This window comes from Agrobacterium sp. CNPSo 2736, from assembly GCF_004005385.1.
Lineage (GTDB): Bacteria > Pseudomonadota > Alphaproteobacteria > Rhizobiales > Rhizobiaceae > Agrobacterium > Agrobacterium leguminum.
The window spans coordinates 711,449-726,459 of the sequence record NZ_RZTX01000001.1 but is presented as its reverse complement, the minus strand read 5'-3'; the positions used below and the strand labels follow the sequence as shown (position 1 = coordinate 726,459).

The window sequence follows — 15,011 nt, the reverse complement described above, 5'->3', positions numbered from 1 at the left end:
TCAGTGAGCTATGCCGAGAAGTTCAGGCTGGCCCGACCGATTCCCGCAAGATCAGTTCTACCGGCCACAATTCCTGAACCTCGCGGACGGGACGGCCGCCGATGATCTGCAAAAGCAGGTCCGTCACCCGCATGCCCGCCATCCGCATGGGCGAGCGGGTGGTGGAAAGCGGCGGCATCATGCTTTCCGGCGTGAGATAAGGAAACACGTCGTCATGGGCGATGACGGAGACATCCTTGCCGATCGTCAGCCCCATCTGCGTCGCGGCGCGATAGACACCCTGCGCCGTCATCATCGCACCCGCCACAAAGGCGGTTGGGCGCGGCGTCTGTTCCAGCAGCGAGCGGGCGAAGCGAAAGGCCGTTTCTTCGCTGAAGTGCTCATTCATCATGAAGCGCGGATCCGGCGTAATGCCGTGCGTGGCCAGCGCCTCGCGAAAACCCTGCTCGCGGTCCTGCACGAAGGTGCGGCCAACCGGACCATTGATAAGGGCGATGCGCCTGTGTCCGCGCTCCAGAAAATGGATCGTCGGACGATAGGTCACATCGTGGTTGTCGATATCGAGCCAGGCATGTTCGAAAGGCGTCTTTGAGCGGCCATGCACGATGAAGGGCACACCCAACCGGTTGAGCAGCGCGATACGCTCATCCTCGGGGCGGGGCGAATGCACGATAATGCCATCCACCCGGCCGCTCGCCGCCAGCCGGCTGAAAATCGCCAGTTCCTCATCGAGATTATTGTCGACGGTGACGCTGACGAGAATATCGGTCTCTTCCCGTTCCAGCCGGGTCGCCATGCCACCCATGAATTCGGAAAAGAAGTGCCCGCCGCCCGAACGGCCCATGACGACGCCGATGGCGCCTGCCCTGCCCGTCGCCAGCCTGACGGCATTGGCATTCGGCCGGTAGCCGTATTTCAGCGCAGCCTCCATCACCCGCTGGCGCGTTTCCTCGCGCACCTCGGGGTAGCCGCCCAGCGCCCGGCTGACGGTGGTGGGCGAGAGCCCGACTTTTTCTGCGAATTCCTTAAGCTTCATAATTTTTTGCCAATTTGCCCCTGCATGCGTCGCCGCCGCGGATTTTTCAAGCCGACAAAAATTGAAAACGATTTCAATTTTCTCCCACCTGAAACCTTACAGTTGATCATTCCCAAAGGCAAACGCCGAAAAATTGCAGGCGAAAACAGCCGATTTCCGGGGGATTAGAAAGAGTATTGACAGATAGCTCAGCTTTTGAGAGCCTCGCGTCGGTCAAAAGCGCTTTCAATTTTGAGGACAATCGGAAGCGTCAACGGAGGAGTTTGACAATGAATATTTCCATGAAGACTTTGTTCCTGTGCGGGGCTGCGTTTTCCGCCGCTATTTCGGCTGAGGCGGCCGAGCTTTCGATCGCCGCCAATTCGACCGGCAAGAACGTCGCGTTCTTCCGCGAACGCATCGCCGCCTTCGAGAAAGAGACCGGTCACAAGGTCAATCTCGTCACCATGCCGTCATCGTCCAGCGAGCAGTTCAGCCAGTACCGGCTGTGGCTTGCCGCCGGCAACAAGGATGTCGACGTCTACCAGACGGACGTGATCTGGGCGCCGCAGCTGGCCGACCAATTCGTGGATCTGACCGCAGCGACCAAGGATGTCATTGGTGATCATTTCCCCTCCATCGTCGCGTCGCAGACGGTTGATGGCAAGCTCGTCGCCATGCCGATGTTCACCGATGCGCCGGCGCTGTTCTACCGCAAGGACCTTCTGGAAAAATACGGCAAGCAGCCGCCGAAGACCTGGAAGGAACTGAGCGAGACCGCCAAAGAAATCCAGGACAAGGAGCGCGAGGCTGGCCAGAAGGATCTCTGGGGCTTCGTTTTCCAGGGCAGCGCATATGAAGGCCTGACCTGCAACGCGCTGGAATGGATCGCTTCCGCCGGCGGCGGCCATATTGTCGAGACCAACGGCGATATCTCCGTCAACAATGAGAAGGCCGCAGCGGCCATCGAAACCGCCAAGGGCTGGGTCGGCACCATCGCGCCGCAGGGCGTGCTTGCATACAAGGAAGAGGAAGCGCGCGGCGTCTGGCAGACCGGCAATTCCGTCTTCATGCGCAACTGGCCTTATGCATACGCACTGGGTAATGGCGACGACAGCGCCATCAAGGGCAAGTTCGGCGTCACCCCGCTGCCGGCTGGCGCGGAAGGCGAAGCCCCTGCCTCGACACTCGGCGGCTGGAACCTCGCCGTTTCGAAATATTCCGACGATCAGGAAGCAGCCATTCAGCTCGTTAAATTCCTGGCGTCGAAAGACACCCAGAAGATGCGCGCGATCCAGCTCTCCAACATGCCGACGATCGCATCCCTTTACGACGACAAGGATGTCGCCGCCGCGCAGCCCTTTATGCCGACATGGAAGCCGATCTTTGAGACCGCCGTTCCGCGTCCTTCCGCCTCGGCCAAGGTGAAATATAACGAGGTTTCCGCCAAATTCTGGGGCGCCGTGCACAACACGCTCTCCGGCAACGGCACGGCGGCGGAAAATCTCGAACTTCTCGAGGTTGAACTGACCGATCTCAAAGGCAACGGCTGGTAATCCGGCCCGCGCGGGAGATGGTCTAGCCTGATCGTTTCCCGCGCCCCAACCGCGAGATATCCCCATGAACGACATCGCCCTTCAAAGACCGGTCGCGGCAGCCGGCACCGGCTCCGATCTGCAGTCGGAACGTCTGAAATCCGCCTGGCTGTTTCTTGCCCCCACATTTCTGGTGCTGGCGCTGGTGGCGGGCTGGCCGCTGGTGCGCACCGTCTGGTTCAGCCTTACCGACGCTTCGCTCACCAATCTCGAGGGTGCGCAGTTCGTCGGCCTCAAGAACTATCTCACCTGGATCACGCTCAGCAGCGGCCGCACCATCTATCGCGGCCTGCTTGCCGATCCCGCATGGTGGGGCGCGGTTCTCAATACGCTGAAATTCACCGTCGTCTCCGTCAGCCTCGAAACGATACTCGGCCTCATCGTCGCGCTGGTGCTGAATGCCGAATTTAGGGGACGAGGCCTCGTGCGCGCCGCCATTCTCGTGCCCTGGGCCATTCCGACCATCGTCTCGGCGCAGATGTGGGCGTGGATGCTGAACGACCAGTTCGGCATCTTGAACGACCTGTTCCTCAATCTCGGACTGATCTCCAACAAGATCGCCTGGACCGCCAATCCTGAAACCGCGATGGTGGCCGTGCTGATCGTCGACATCTGGAAGACGACGCCCTTCATGGCGCTGCTCATCCTTGCCGGCCTGCAGATGGTGCCGAAGGACATGTATGAGGCGGCCAAGGTGGATGGCATTCATCCGGTCAAGGTGTTCTTCCGTGTCACCCTGCCGATGATCCGACCCGCACTCATGGTCGCCGTCATCTTCCGCATGCTGGATGCGATGCGCGTCTTCGACCTCATCTACATCCTGACGCCGAATAATGCCCAGACCCGCACCATGTCGGTGCTGGCGCGTGAGAACCTGTTCGATTTCGACAAGTTCTCCTATGGCGCCGCCGCCTCCACCATGCTGTTCCTCATCATCGCCTCGATCACGGTCATCTACATGTGGCTCGGGCGCGTCAACACCGATGGAGCCGCGCGATGACCCTGCCAAGCATCCTGAAAACCACCGCCTTCTACGCGCTGGTCGCCATCATCATGGTGATTTCGGTATTCCCGTTTTATTACGCGATCCTGACGAGCCTGAAATCCGGCTCGGCGCTGTTCCAGGTCAATTATTGGCCGCGTGACTTCTCGCTGACCAACTACAGCTTCGTCATCGGCAACGGCACTTTCCTGCGCAATCTCGGCAATTCGCTGTTTGTCGCATCTTCCGTCGTCATACTCTCGCTGTTCCTCGCGGTAACGGCGTCCTATGCTCTCGCCCGCGTCCGCTTCCGTGGCCGCGCGCTGCTGCTGCTCACCATCCTGTCGGTTTCGATGTTCCCGCAGATCGCCGTGCTCGCCGGCCTGTTCGAACTGATCCGCTGGGCGGGCATCTTCAACACGCCCTTAGCGCTGATCTTTTCCTACATGATCTTCACCCTGCCCTTCACGGTCTGGGTGCTGACAACCTTCATGCGCGACCTGCCGATCGAGATCGAGGAAGCGGCAATCGTCGATGGCGCAACGCCATGGGTCATCATAACCCAGGTGTTCATGCCGCTGATGTGGCCGGCGCTCGTTACGACCGGGCTTCTCGCCTTCATCGCGGCGTGGAACGAGTTCCTCTTCGCGCTCACCTTCACCTCATCGAACGAGCAGCGCACGGTGCCTGTCGCCATCGCGCTCCTGTCGGGCGGCTCGCAGTTCGAAATACCCTGGGGAACGATCATGGCGGCCTCCGTCATCGTCACCGCCCCGCTCGTCGTCCTCGTTCTGATCTTCCAGCGACGCATCATCTCCGGCCTCACCGCCGGCGGCGTCAAAGGCTAGGAGAAACATCATGACCACCATTCAACTGCGCGATCTTCGCAAATCCTTCGGCGCCTTCCATGTCATCAAGGGCATCGACATGGACATCCGCTCCGGCGAGTTCATGGTCTTCGTCGGCCCTTCCGGCTGTGGCAAGTCCACGCTGCTACGCCTCATCTGCGGGCTGGAGGAAATTTCCGGCGGCACGCTCTCCTTCGATGGCGAGACGGTCAACCGCCTGCCGCCCGCCAAGCGCGGCGTCGCCATGGTCTTCCAGTCCTATGCGCTTTATCCGCACATGACCGTGTTCGAAAACATGGCCTTCGGCATGAAGCTATCAGGCGCGGACAAGGAACAGCGCAGGAAGCGCGTCGAAGCGGCAGCCGAGATGCTGCAGCTCACGCCCTATCTGGAGCGCGTGCCAAAGCAGCTTTCCGGCGGCCAACGCCAGCGTGTCGCCATCGGCCGCGCCATCGTGCGCGATCCGAAGGTGTTCCTGTTCGACGAGCCACTTTCCAACCTTGATGCGGCATTGCGCGTTGCCACGCGTCTGGAAATCGCCAAGCTGCACCGCTCGATGCATGACACGACGATGATCTACGTCACCCACGACCAGGTGGAGGCAATGACGCTCGCCGACCGCATTTGCGTGCTGCGTGACGGCCGGGTCGAGCAGATCGGCACGCCGCTGGAGCTTTACGAAAGTCCGGTCAACACCTTCGTCGCCGGCTTCATCGGCTCACCGAAGATGAACTTCCTGTCAGGCAAATATGCCGAGACGGAAGGCGCAAAAACCATCGGCATCCGCCCGGAGCACATCACCATCACCACCGACGGCAGCGGCTGGAGCGGTGAGATCGTGCATTCGGAAATGCTCGGGTCGGACAGCTACATCTATGTCGAGATCGGCGCCGGTGAACCCGTCGTCGTTCGCGAGGAAGGCGTGACCGACCGCAAGGCGGGCGAGCGTATCGCCCTCGTGGCGGATGCGACGCAGATCCATCGTTTTGATGCCGAAGGCCGGGCGCTTGCCCGTAACCCCGCCCGGGGCGCTGCCTGAATTTTTCACTTTCGCCGGGATCACCCAAGGTCCCGGCTTTCACCGAGGAGCATGAAAATGACCATCAACACCGTTGTATGGGGCGAAAATATCCACGAACACATCAATGAGACGGTGCGTTCGATCTATCCAAACGGCATGCACAACACCATTGCCGACGCGCTGAACCAGAATCCTGAGATCAACGCCACCACCGCCACGCTGCAGGAGCCGGAACACGGCCTGTCGCAGGATCGCCTCGACAAGACCGACGTGTTGGTCTGGTGGGGCCACAAGGACCATGGCGCGGTGCAGGACGAGATCGTCGAGCGTGTTGCCAAACGCGTCTGGGAAGGCATGGGCCTCATCGTCCTGCATTCCGGCCACTTCTCCAAGCCGTTCAAGCGGCTGATGGGCACGCCCTGCGCGCTGAAATGGCGTGAGGCGGGTGAACGCGAGCGTCTGTGGACGATCAATCCGCGCCACCCGATTGCCGCCGGTCTGCCTGAGCATTTCGAGCTGGAAAACGAGGAAATGTACGGCGAGCAGTTCTCCGTGCCGGAGCCGCTGGAAACCGTGTTCATCTCCTGGTTCCAGGGCGGTGAGGTCTTCCGTTCCGGCCTCACCTGGCGTCGCGGCGCCGGCAATATCTTCTATTTCCGCCCCGGCCACGAGACCTATCCCACCTATCACGATGCCAATGTCCAGAAGGTCATCAGCAACTCGGTGAAATGGGCCTATAATCCGGTTGGCCCACTGAAGAGCATTCACGATGCCCCCAATGTTCCCGTCGACAAGGCGCTGGAGCCGATCGAAGAACGCGGCCCCAAGCTGCACAAGGCAGGCGAAGCAGGTTACAGGTAAAAAGCCATGAGACTTCTCATTCTCGGAACCGGCGGCATGGCCAACAACCATGCCACCTATTTCTCGCAAATCCCCGGCGTCGAACTGGTCGCGGCGGTGGATGTGGACGATGTGGTGGTGCGCGGCTTTGCGCTCCGCCACAACATCCCGCTCTCCTTTACCTCGCTGGATGACGCCATTGCCTGGGGTGAATTCGATGCGGCGGCGAATGTCACGCCGGATGCCATCCACCACCCCACCAGCCTGAAACTGCTGGCGGCCGGCAAGCATGTCTTCTGCGAAAAGCCCTTGGCGGAAAACTACGCCAAGGCCGCCGAAATGGCCGATGCCGCCGAAAAAGCCGGCCTCGTCGCCATGGTCAACCTAACCTATCGCAACGTCGCCCCCTTGCAGGCGGCGCGCGAGATGGTGCTGGCAGGCAAGATCGGCAAGGTGCGGCATCTGGAAGCCTCCTATCTCCAGAGCTGGCTGGTTTCCAAGGCCTGGGGCGACTGGATGACGGAGAGCAAGTGGCTGTGGCGGCTTTCCACCAAGCATGGCTCCAACGGCGTACTGGGCGATGTCGGCATCCACATTCTCGACTTCGCCTCCTATGGCGCGGGCAGCGATGTGGAACGCATCTTCACGCGGCTGAAGACCTTCGACAAATATGAAGGCAATAAAATTGGCGTCTACGACCTCGACGCCAATGACAGCTTCACCATGACCGCCGAACTGGAAAACGGCGCAATGGGCGTCATCCACGCCAGCCGCTGGGCGACAGGGCACTTGAACGAGCTCCGCCTGCGCATCCATGGCGACAAGGGCGCATTGGAAGTGATCCACACCCCGGATTATTCCAGCCTGCGGGCCTGCATCGGCGAGGATGTGGAAAAGGCGATCTGGAAGACCATCGATGTCGACCCGGTGCCAACGAATTACGAAAAATTCGCCAAGGCCGTCATGGAAGGCGGCCCCGCCGATCCGGACTTCCGACATGCCGCCAATCTGCAGAAGGTGCTCGATCTATCGATCATTGCGGATCGGGAACGGCGTGAGGTAGCTGTTTCGGCTTGATATGAAAGAACAACATGCGGCAAAACGTTGCCGCATGTTTCTTCTCCCCGAGGGGGAGAAGGTGGCCCGAAGGGTCGGATGAGGGGGCAACGTCCCCGGATTTCGGCGAGCAAGCCCCCTCATCCCGCTGCCGCGACCTTCTCCCCCTCGGGGAGAAGAAACAAGCGGCTTCCACTCGCTCAATACATTGTGCGCTTCTTGAGGATGCAAGCTACAGCGTGGAATTTCACTCCCACGCAGCGTCAAACCCCGCGCTTGTTCCCCCACAACAGCACATGCAGCTGCGGCAGCACCCGCGCCGAAAACCAGCGGTCTTCGCTGACCTTATCCACCAGCCACAACATCCGGTCCATCACCCCATCGATATCCACACGCGCATCGTCATCATCGGGCGGCGGCGGGGTATGGTTGCCGGGCTGGAGATAGACGGGCAGATGCGGGAAGCGCGCGGATGCCGCCTTGGCATAGGCATAATCCGCATCGTCGAACACCACGATCTTCAGCGCCACCTGCGGCCCCTCGCCGGCGGCGGCAAGACAGTCTTTGAAGGCCTGCCAGTCCGTTTCCATGCCGCTCGATGGCGGTTTGGGGCTCAGCACCAGATGGTCGAGATCGGCAAACCAGTCTTTCGCGATGCTGCCCTGCGTTTCCAGCGCGAAGCGATACCCCTCGCCCTGCCCCTTCGCGATCAAGGCTCCGAGCGGCTGGATGGCCGGGTTGCCGCCTGAAAGCGAGACCGTCAGCGGCACGCCACCGGAAAGCCGCCGCACCTCCTGCCAGATCGCCTCAACCGGCATCGGTTTCCACGTGTCACGGTACTCGCTGTCAACGGCATGCAGCGTATCGCACCAGGAACAGCGGTAATCGCAGCCGCCGGTACGCACGAAGACGGTCGGCAGACCGATCAGCACGCCTTCGCCCTGAATGGTCGGACCGAAGATTTCGCTGATGCGGATCGTGGTTTCCTTCGCTGCAATCTTTTGTGCAGCCGCTATCATGGCCGGTATTCCGCCCAGGTCTTGGCGGTTTCGCTCACCCGCACCGCACTGGTTTCAGGCAGGCGATCCTTGCACCAGTCGTAGAAATGTTTTGCAAGATATTCCGCCGTCACCCGGTCATGGCCGAGGACATCGTTCAGGTGGCGGTGATCGAAATGATCGTCGATATAGTGCTTCAGTGGCGCAAGCTCGTGATAGTCACGCACGAAACCGTGCTCGTTCAGCTCTTCGCCCGATAGCTCGACCTCAACGATGTAATTATGGCCGTGCAGACGGTTGCACTGGTGGTCGGCGGGCAGGCTTTTCAGCTGATGCGAGGCGGAAAAGTGAAATTCCTTGGTAATGCGGAACATCAGCGCACCTCCTGTGCCGCAAAGGCATGGGTGGCCGCCACCCAGAAATCCGGGTCCTCATAGTCGGTCGGATCGGTGACACCGGCCAGATGAAAGGCCTCGCGCCGTTCCACGCAGGTGCCGCAGCGGCCGCAGTGGCGCAGGCCGCCCTTGTAACAGGACCATGTTTCGCCAAACGGCGTGCCGTATTTCGCGCCATCGGTTACGATAGCCGCCTTGGAAACGGTGACATAGGGGGCAAAGAGCTTGACGTCGGCATAACCCTCAAGCGCATGCGCCTGCATGGCGTTGAAACTGTCGATAAAGCCCGGCCGGCAATCGGGGTAGATGAAGTGATCGCCGCCATGCACGGCAATCGCCACGGCATCCGCCTGCTGCGCGGCGGCCAGCCCGAAAGCGATGGTGAGCATGATGGCATTGCGGTTCGGCACCACGGTGGAGCGCATGGTCTCTTCCGCATAGTGCCCGTCCGGCACCTCCACGTCGTCAGTCAGCGCCGAACCGGTGAGATGGGCGCCAATGGTTCTGATATCGATGACATGATGCGGCACGCCGAGACGCCTTGCGCAATCGGCCGCGTATTCCAGTTCCTTCCTGTGGCGCTGGCCGTAATCGAAGGAGACGAGAGCGAGAAGGTCGTGTTCCGCCGCGATTTTATGCGCAAGCGAAACGGAGTCCAATCCGCCGGAGCAGATGACGATGGTTTTCATAATTTGGGATCCCTTGTTTTGACCGGGTGGGCTGCGACCGGATTACGGGGAGCGGCTTTAAACCAAACCGACGGGCTTGTGAAGGGCCTTGCGGAAATCGCGCAAAACCACGCCATCACGAAAATGCCCCGCCACAGCAACAAGACGAAACAATCGGGACATAAGCGGGAAACCGGCACGATCTAGAACGATGCGAAATCTGCTGTTCATGAAGGGTCTTGCCAATGGTGGCGGCTGATACATTTCTGTTTTCGCTGAACAACCTCAGCTCTCTCGGCACCGGCCTGCTGATGGCGATGGCGGGCATGCTTTATCTCACGCTCACCATTCGCGGGCTGATCACCGCCATGCGTCATGGATAAGGCTCTCGACACAAAACGCCACCGGTTCAGGCGCAATCTCACCACGGCGCTCGTTGTCGCCTCGGCGGCGCTCGTCGCAGCGGTTGGCATAGCCCCGTTCGTCTTCCTGATCTGGATGATTAGAACCGTTGCACGGTGGCTGGGGCTTTTCATCGGCTTTTAAGGAGTTCAAGCGCGAACACGCGACGCTCGCCGCAACCGGCTGAGCGGGGAAGGCCCGGCGGACTGGCAGTACGCCGGGCCTTCTTTTTTGTAAACAGGGGCTTAGCGCAATAACGCCTGCGCCTCCTCGATGCCGAGTGCCGCCGGCTGGGTGCAGGTCGTCCTCATCTCGATGAAGCGCCCCTCCTCGCCTGACTTCAGGATCGAGGTCATCACATCGATGCCGTGCAATGAGCGGTCGAGCGAGCAGCGGGCATCGCGGCCTTCCAGAAGCGCAATCGCCATATCGGCAAGGCCCGCCGTGCGGTAATTGGCGCGCGGGCCGTTCGGGCTTTCCTGATTGGCGATGCCGAAAGGATGCGCCCAGTCTTCCAGCGGCTGGATATTCTTGTCGCGACCGCTCATCTCCACCACGCCGCCGAAGAAGTTCGGATCCGGCACGTAGATCGAGCCTTCCGTGCCGTAAAGCTCCATATTGGCGTGGCGATGCGACCAGACATCCCAGCTGGCCGAAAGCGTGATCGTCGCGCCGTTCACGAATTCCAGCAGGGCATGGATATTGGTCGGCGTTTCGACCGGGATGATTTCGCCGTTCAACGGCTGGCTGGTCACCGTACGGGTGGGGTTCGCCATCGAGGTCAGCGCACCGACGCGCTTCACCGGGCCGATGAGGTTGATGAGATTTGCGACGTAATAGGGACCGAGATCGAGGATCGGCCCGCCGCCCTTCAGGAAGAAGAAGCCCGGATTGGGGTGCCACATCTCCATGCCGGGGCTCATCACATGGCAGGTGCCTGACGTGATGCGCCCGACCTTGCCGTCATCGATATATTGCCGGGCAAGCTGATGCGCGCCGCCGAGGAACGTGTCCGGCGCGCAGCCGACGGACAGCTTCTTTTCGCGGGCGATGCGCCGCAGCTCCTCGCCTTCCTCCAGCGAAAGCACCAGCGGCTTTTCCGAATAGACGTGCTTGCCCGCCTCGAGGGCGGCTTTCGACACCGGAAAATGTGCGGCGGGAATGGTGAGGTTCACCACCACGTCGATATCCTTGTTGGCAAGCAGTTCCTCGATGGACTGCGCGACAACACCGAATTCTTCCGCCCTCAACTCCGCAGCATTGCGGTTGAGGTCGGCGCAGGCAAGCACCTTGATGCCCTTGAAGAGCGGTGCCAGCGAGAAATAAGCAGACGAGATATTGCCGCATCCGATGATGCCGACGCCAAGATCCCTGGCCATGATGGAAACTCCGAAAATTGAAACTTAGTAGGTTTTGAAAGATGCGATCGAACGGGTGATCAGCCGGTCGATATCCTTCGGATTGTCGTGCTCGACCACGAAATGTTTGGTGGCCGATTTCGCCTTCAGCGCCGCGATAAGGCCCTTCCAGTCCACTGTACCATGGCCGACATCGGCCCAGCCATCCTCATCCGCATTCTCGCCTGCCGGTGCGATATCCTTCACATGTACCGCAGTAATGCGCTTGCCGTAGCTCTCGATCCAGGCGAGCGGATCGGCATTGCCGCGAATGATCCAGGCGATATCCGCCTCCCATTTCAGGTCCGGGCCACCGGCAAAGATTTGCTCCTGTGGGGTGGAACCGTCGCCAAGCGTCTTGAACTCGAAATCATGGTTATGCCAACCGAAAACCAGCCCGGCATCCACGAAGGGCTTGCCGGCTTCCTGCAGACGCTTGCCGAAAGCGAACCAGCCTGCGGCATCTGTCGGGCGCTGGTCAGGCATCAGATAAGGGCAATAGATCGCCTCCACGCCCAGAACCTTGGCAATATTGAGCGCCTTTTTCGGATCGCCTTCCAGAAGGTCGAGGCCGAAATGGCCGGTCGGCATGGCAAGGCCATTGGCGTCGAGTTCGGCGCGCAGGCCCTTCAAACCGGCGTCATCCAGCGAAGCGTACATCGCGCCATAACCTTCGACATGTTTATAACCCGCCGCCGAAAGCTTCTTCAGAATGTTGGAAAAAGGCTGGAAATTACGGGCGCTGTAAAGCTGGAAACCGAGTTCTGTCATTGTCTCCTCCATAGAGATCTGGGTCTTGGGATTGTGTGTGGGGGTAAATCGAAGCTGTTCTAGAGCCGGTCCTCGCTTTGCGCGTCGAACAGCGAGGCCATCGTCATGTCGAGGCCGAGGCGCACCTTGGTGCCGGGTGAAAACCGCCTGTGGCCGCCCACGCGCACGGACATGGTATGCCCGGCATGTTTCAGCCAGATCAGATTATCCGCACCCATCGGCTCCTCGATATCGACAATCGCCTCGTGCACTTCACCACCGACGATATCGGCGTCGACGCGCACATGTTCGGGGCGAACGCCCAGAACCACGGCGCGGCCGGCGGCAAGCGGCGTTTCCGAATGATAACCGTCCAGCGCGAAAGTCACGCCATTGGTGGTGAAGACCACCTTGCCGTCCTTTTCGATCAGCTCGCCGCGCAGAAAATTCATCGACGGCGAGCCGATGAAACCGGCGACGAAGAGATTTCGCGGCTTGTTGTAGATGGTGACGGGATCGGCGAGCTGCTGGATGACGCCGCTCTTCATGATGGCGATGCGGTCCGCCAGCGTCAGCGCCTCGATCTGGTCATGCGTCACATAGATCATGGTGTTCTTCAGCGACTGGTGCAGCCGCTTGATTTCGACGCGCAGTTCCGAGCGCAGCTTGGCGTCGAGGTTGGAGAGCGGCTCGTCGAACAGGAAAACATCCACATCCCGCACCAGCGCCCGGCCGATGGCCACACGCTGGCGCTGGCCGCCGGAAAGCTCGGCGGGCTTGCGTTTCAACAGCGGCTCGATCTGCAATATGCCAGCCGCCCTTTTGACGCGGCGGTCGATCTCCTCTTTCGGCACCTTGGCGACCTGAAGGCCGAAGGACAGGTTCTTCTCCACCGTCATCTGCGGATAAAGCGCATAGGACTGGAACACCATGCCGATACCGCGATCCTTCGGCTCTTCCCAGGTGACGTTGCGGTCCTTGATGAAGATTTGCCCATCGGTCGGCTCCAGAAGGCCGGCGATGCAATTGAGAAGGGTCGACTTGCCGCAGCCGGAAGAGCCGAGCAGCACGAGGAATTCGCCGTCGTAAATGTCGAGATTGAGGTCTTTCAGCACGGTAACGGCGCCGAAGGACAGGGAAAGATCGCGAATGGAAACGCTTTTGTTCATATAGCTCAACCTTTTACTGCGCCGGCAGCAATGCCGCGGACGAAAAGCCTGCCGGAGACGAAATAGACGATCAGCGGCACGGCCCCGGTCAAAAGCGTGGCGGCCATGTTGACGTTATATTCCTTCACGCCCTGCACGGAGTTGACGATGTTATTGAGCTGCACCGTCATCGGGTAATATTCCGGCCGCGTGAACACCACGCCGAACAGGAAATCGTTCCAGATGCCGGTCACCTGCAGGATCATCGCCACGACGAAGATCGGCAGCGACATGGGCAGCATGATGCGGAAATAGATCTGCCAGAAATTGGCGCCATCGATGCGCGCCGCCTTGAACAGTTCTTCCGGCAGCGAGGCGAAGTAATTGCGGAACAGCAGCGTCAGGATCGGCATGCCGAAGATGGTATGCACAATGACGAGACCGGTTAACGTACCGTATATGCCAAGTTCCCGCAGCACGATGACAATCGGATAGATCATCACCTGATAGGGAATGAAGGCGCCGATGATGAGGATCGAGAAGAACAGTTCCGATCCCTTGAACTTCCAGTTCGCCATGGCATAGCCGCTGACAGAGGCGACGATGATCGAGATCACCACCGAAGGCACGAGGATGCGCACCGAATTCCAGAAGCCGCGTGAAAGCCCGTCGCAGTTCAAGCCCGTGCAGGCATTGGCCCAGGCCTTTACCCAGGGTTCGAAAGTGATTTCCACCGGCGGCGCAAAGATGTTGCCGAGCCGGATTTCCGGCATGCCTTTCAGAGAGGTGACGACCATCACGTAAAGCGGCAGCAGGTAATAGGCGGCAGCCACGATGAGCGTGCCGTAAAGAATGATGTTGTGGCGGGAAAAGGTTTTCCTCGGCCTCTTGCCGCGCGGGCCGGAAAGGTCCGGGGCAACCGCATCGCTGGCGGCGACAACCGTGTTCAATGTGCTGATATTAGCCACGCTTCTTGCCTCCGAATTCGAGGTAGGCCCATGGAATGATGATGATCGCGACCGTCAGGAGCATCATTGTCGAGGCGGCGAAGCCCTGCCCCAGGTTCTGCGCCTGGAACATGTAGTCATAGACATATTTCGCCGGCACTTCGGACGCGATGCCTGGCCCGCCGCTCGTCTGCGCCACCACCAGATCGTAAACCTTGACGATGCCGCTGGCGATGATGACCAGCGTGGTGATGAAGACCGGCCGCATCATGGGAATGATGATGAGAATATAGGTCTTCCACATCGGAATGCCGTCGACGCGCGCCGCCTTCCAGATGTCCTCGTCAATGCCGCGAAGGCCCGCCAGCATCAGGCACATGACGAGCCCCGTGCCCTGCCAGAGCGCCGCGATCAGAATGCCGTAGATGACAATCTGGGAATTATAGAGCGGATCGAAGGTGAAACTTTCCCAGCCCATCGAGCGGACGACGGACTGGATGCCGAATTCCGGGTTCAGCAGCCATTGCCAGACAAGGCCGGTGACGATGAAGGACAGGGCGAAAGGATAGAGGAAAATGGTGCGGAAGGTGTTTTCGAAACGAATTTTCTGATCCATCAGCGCCGCCAGCACGAAGCCTATGACGAGGCTGAAGATCAGCGACAGCACACCGTAGATCGCCAGATTCTGAATGGACACGATCCAGCGTGGTGCTGCCCACAAACGCTCATATTGATCGAAACCGATAAAGCTCGCGCGCGGCAGAAGCTTGGAATTGGTGAAGGAATAAACCACCGTCCAAATCGTTCCGCCGAGGAAGATCACCATGGCGGTCAGTATCATGGGAATGGAGGCAATCTTGGAATTGAGATTGCGGAAAAGCTGGTTGGGGCGCCCCGAGCGCGCTTGACCTGCCATGTTACCTCCTCCTGTAACGTTACAGTCAACGGT

The 15,011-nt window shown here is 59.9% G+C and carries 17 protein-coding genes; 8 read left to right on the top strand and 9 right to left on the bottom strand.

Annotated elements, in window-relative coordinates; genetic code table 11:
- Positions 1-22: 22 nt before the first annotated feature.
- Positions 23-1,036 (bottom strand): substrate-binding domain-containing protein, encoded by a 1,014-nt coding sequence (locus tag EM858_RS03320; protein WP_065656296.1) that lies wholly within the window; start codon positions 1,034-1,036, stop codon positions 23-25.
- Between the two features lie 269 nt (positions 1,037-1,305).
- Here EM858_RS03320 and EM858_RS03315 point away from each other — a divergent pair, with 269 nt between their 5' ends.
- The 6 genes from EM858_RS03315 to EM858_RS03290 all read left to right on the top strand — a co-directional run bounded on the left by EM858_RS03315 (position 1,306) and on the right by EM858_RS03290 (position 7,378).
- A complete protein-coding gene (locus tag EM858_RS03315; protein ID WP_080819150.1) occupies positions 1,306-2,571 on the top strand; it encodes an ABC transporter substrate-binding protein in 1,266 nt (421 codons plus the stop codon).
- A 64-nt stretch (positions 2,572-2,635) separates the two neighbouring features.
- Positions 2,636-3,610: a sugar ABC transporter permease gene (locus EM858_RS03310; protein WP_127755804.1), complete on the top strand. Its 975-nt coding sequence runs from the start codon at positions 2,636-2,638 to the stop codon at positions 3,608-3,610.
- The gene (locus EM858_RS03305) at positions 3,607-4,440 is read left to right on the top strand and encodes a carbohydrate ABC transporter permease (RefSeq protein WP_003523786.1); all 834 of its coding nucleotides are present in this window, start codon (positions 3,607-3,609) and stop codon (positions 4,438-4,440) included. Before EM858_RS03310 ends, EM858_RS03305 begins: the two co-directional genes overlap by 4 nt.
- Before the next feature lie 10 nt (positions 4,441-4,450).
- Positions 4,451-5,479: an ABC transporter ATP-binding protein gene (locus tag EM858_RS03300; RefSeq protein ID WP_127755803.1), complete on the top strand. Its 1,029-nt coding sequence runs from the start codon at positions 4,451-4,453 to the stop codon at positions 5,477-5,479.
- 57 nt (positions 5,480-5,536) lie between these two features.
- The gene (locus EM858_RS03295; RefSeq protein WP_127755802.1) at positions 5,537-6,322 is read left to right on the top strand and encodes a ThuA domain-containing protein; all 786 of its coding nucleotides are present in this window, start codon (positions 5,537-5,539) and stop codon (positions 6,320-6,322) included.
- 6 nt (positions 6,323-6,328) lie between these two features.
- Positions 6,329-7,378 (top strand): Gfo/Idh/MocA family oxidoreductase, encoded by a 1,050-nt coding sequence (locus EM858_RS03290; protein ID WP_080819153.1) that lies wholly within the window; start codon positions 6,329-6,331, stop codon positions 7,376-7,378.
- Positions 7,379-7,620: 242 nt separating this feature from the next.
- Here the strand turns inward: EM858_RS03290 and queE are convergent, their stop codons facing one another.
- Genes queE through queC form a run of 3 tightly spaced genes read right to left on the bottom strand, consistent with a single transcriptional unit; the run spans position 7,621 to position 9,439 of the window.
- The gene (gene queE, locus EM858_RS03285) at positions 7,621-8,376 is read right to left on the bottom strand and encodes a 7-carboxy-7-deazaguanine synthase QueE (protein ID WP_127755801.1); all 756 of its coding nucleotides are present in this window, start codon (positions 8,374-8,376) and stop codon (positions 7,621-7,623) included.
- Positions 8,373-8,729, bottom strand: a complete 357-nt coding sequence (queD, locus tag EM858_RS03280; RefSeq protein WP_127755800.1) for a 6-carboxytetrahydropterin synthase QueD — start codon at positions 8,727-8,729, stop codon at positions 8,373-8,375. Before queD ends, queE begins: the two co-directional genes overlap by 4 nt.
- The gene (gene queC / locus EM858_RS03275) at positions 8,729-9,439 is read right to left on the bottom strand and encodes a 7-cyano-7-deazaguanine synthase QueC (protein WP_127755799.1); all 711 of its coding nucleotides are present in this window, start codon (positions 9,437-9,439) and stop codon (positions 8,729-8,731) included. The genes queD and queC overlap by 1 nt, the downstream gene beginning before the upstream one ends.
- 224 nt (positions 9,440-9,663) lie before the next feature.
- Here queC and EM858_RS27050 point away from each other — a divergent pair, with 224 nt between their 5' ends.
- Both EM858_RS27050 and EM858_RS27045 read left to right on the top strand, forming a co-directional pair.
- On the top strand, positions 9,664-9,801 hold the full coding sequence (locus EM858_RS27050; protein ID WP_164865287.1) for a hypothetical protein: 138 nt from the start codon (positions 9,664-9,666) through the stop codon (positions 9,799-9,801).
- Positions 9,794-9,964 (top strand): hypothetical protein, encoded by a 171-nt coding sequence (locus EM858_RS27045; protein WP_164865286.1) that lies wholly within the window; start codon positions 9,794-9,796, stop codon positions 9,962-9,964. The genes EM858_RS27050 and EM858_RS27045 overlap by 8 nt, the downstream gene beginning before the upstream one ends.
- 101 nt (positions 9,965-10,065) lie before the next feature.
- Here EM858_RS27045 and EM858_RS03270 read toward each other — a convergent pair whose 3' ends face one another.
- Genes EM858_RS03270 through EM858_RS03250 form a run of 5 tightly spaced genes read right to left on the bottom strand, consistent with a single transcriptional unit; the run spans position 10,066 to position 14,978 of the window.
- Positions 10,066-11,199, bottom strand: coding sequence for a Gfo/Idh/MocA family oxidoreductase (locus EM858_RS03270; RefSeq protein ID WP_127755798.1), 1,134 nt, complete (start codon positions 11,197-11,199; stop codon positions 10,066-10,068).
- A gap of 24 nt (positions 11,200-11,223) precedes the next feature.
- Positions 11,224-11,988: a sugar phosphate isomerase/epimerase gene (locus tag EM858_RS03265; RefSeq protein WP_080819158.1), complete on the bottom strand. Its 765-nt coding sequence runs from the start codon at positions 11,986-11,988 to the stop codon at positions 11,224-11,226.
- A gap of 59 nt (positions 11,989-12,047) precedes the next feature.
- Positions 12,048-13,136 (bottom strand): ABC transporter ATP-binding protein, encoded by a 1,089-nt coding sequence (locus EM858_RS03260; protein ID WP_080820951.1) that lies wholly within the window; start codon positions 13,134-13,136, stop codon positions 12,048-12,050.
- Positions 13,137-13,141: 5 nt separating this feature from the next.
- Positions 13,142-14,083, bottom strand: coding sequence for a carbohydrate ABC transporter permease (locus EM858_RS03255; protein ID WP_127755797.1), 942 nt, complete (start codon positions 14,081-14,083; stop codon positions 13,142-13,144).
- Positions 14,076-14,978 carry a sugar ABC transporter permease gene (locus EM858_RS03250; RefSeq protein ID WP_003525111.1) on the bottom strand — a complete coding sequence of 301 codons (903 nt, stop codon included), beginning with the start codon at positions 14,976-14,978 and terminating at the stop codon, positions 14,076-14,078. Before EM858_RS03250 ends, EM858_RS03255 begins: the two co-directional genes overlap by 8 nt.
- Between the last annotated feature and the right edge of the window lie 33 nt (positions 14,979-15,011).

Coding starts and splice junctions, on each gene's coding strand:
- EM858_RS03250 (WP_003525111.1), bottom strand. CDS start 14,978: ATGGCAGGTCAAGCGCGCTCGGGGCGCCCCAACCAGCTTTTCCGCAAT.
- EM858_RS27050 (WP_164865287.1), top strand. CDS start 9,664: ATGGTGGCGGCTGATACATTTCTGTTTTCGCTGAACAACCTCAGCTCT.
- queE (WP_127755801.1), bottom strand. CDS start 8,376: ATGATAGCGGCTGCACAAAAGATTGCAGCGAAGGAAACCACGATCCGC.
- EM858_RS03310 (WP_127755804.1), top strand. CDS start 2,636: ATGAACGACATCGCCCTTCAAAGACCGGTCGCGGCAGCCGGCACCGGC.
- EM858_RS03315 (WP_080819150.1), top strand. CDS start 1,306: ATGAATATTTCCATGAAGACTTTGTTCCTGTGCGGGGCTGCGTTTTCC.
- EM858_RS03320 (WP_065656296.1), bottom strand. CDS start 1,036: ATGAAGCTTAAGGAATTCGCAGAAAAAGTCGGGCTCTCGCCCACCACC.
- queC (WP_127755799.1), bottom strand. CDS start 9,439: ATGAAAACCATCGTCATCTGCTCCGGCGGATTGGACTCCGTTTCGCTT.
- EM858_RS03290 (WP_080819153.1), top strand. CDS start 6,329: ATGAGACTTCTCATTCTCGGAACCGGCGGCATGGCCAACAACCATGCC.
- EM858_RS03265 (WP_080819158.1), bottom strand. CDS start 11,988: ATGACAGAACTCGGTTTCCAGCTTTACAGCGCCCGTAATTTCCAGCCT.
- EM858_RS03295 (WP_127755802.1), top strand. CDS start 5,537: ATGACCATCAACACCGTTGTATGGGGCGAAAATATCCACGAACACATC.
- queD (WP_127755800.1), bottom strand. CDS start 8,729: ATGTTCCGCATTACCAAGGAATTTCACTTTTCCGCCTCGCATCAGCTG.
- EM858_RS03300 (WP_127755803.1), top strand. CDS start 4,451: ATGACCACCATTCAACTGCGCGATCTTCGCAAATCCTTCGGCGCCTTC.
- EM858_RS27045 (WP_164865286.1), top strand. CDS start 9,794: ATGGATAAGGCTCTCGACACAAAACGCCACCGGTTCAGGCGCAATCTC.
- EM858_RS03305 (WP_003523786.1), top strand. CDS start 3,607: ATGACCCTGCCAAGCATCCTGAAAACCACCGCCTTCTACGCGCTGGTC.
- EM858_RS03270 (WP_127755798.1), bottom strand. CDS start 11,199: ATGGCCAGGGATCTTGGCGTCGGCATCATCGGATGCGGCAATATCTCG.
- EM858_RS03260 (WP_080820951.1), bottom strand. CDS start 13,136: ATGAACAAAAGCGTTTCCATTCGCGATCTTTCCCTGTCCTTCGGCGCC.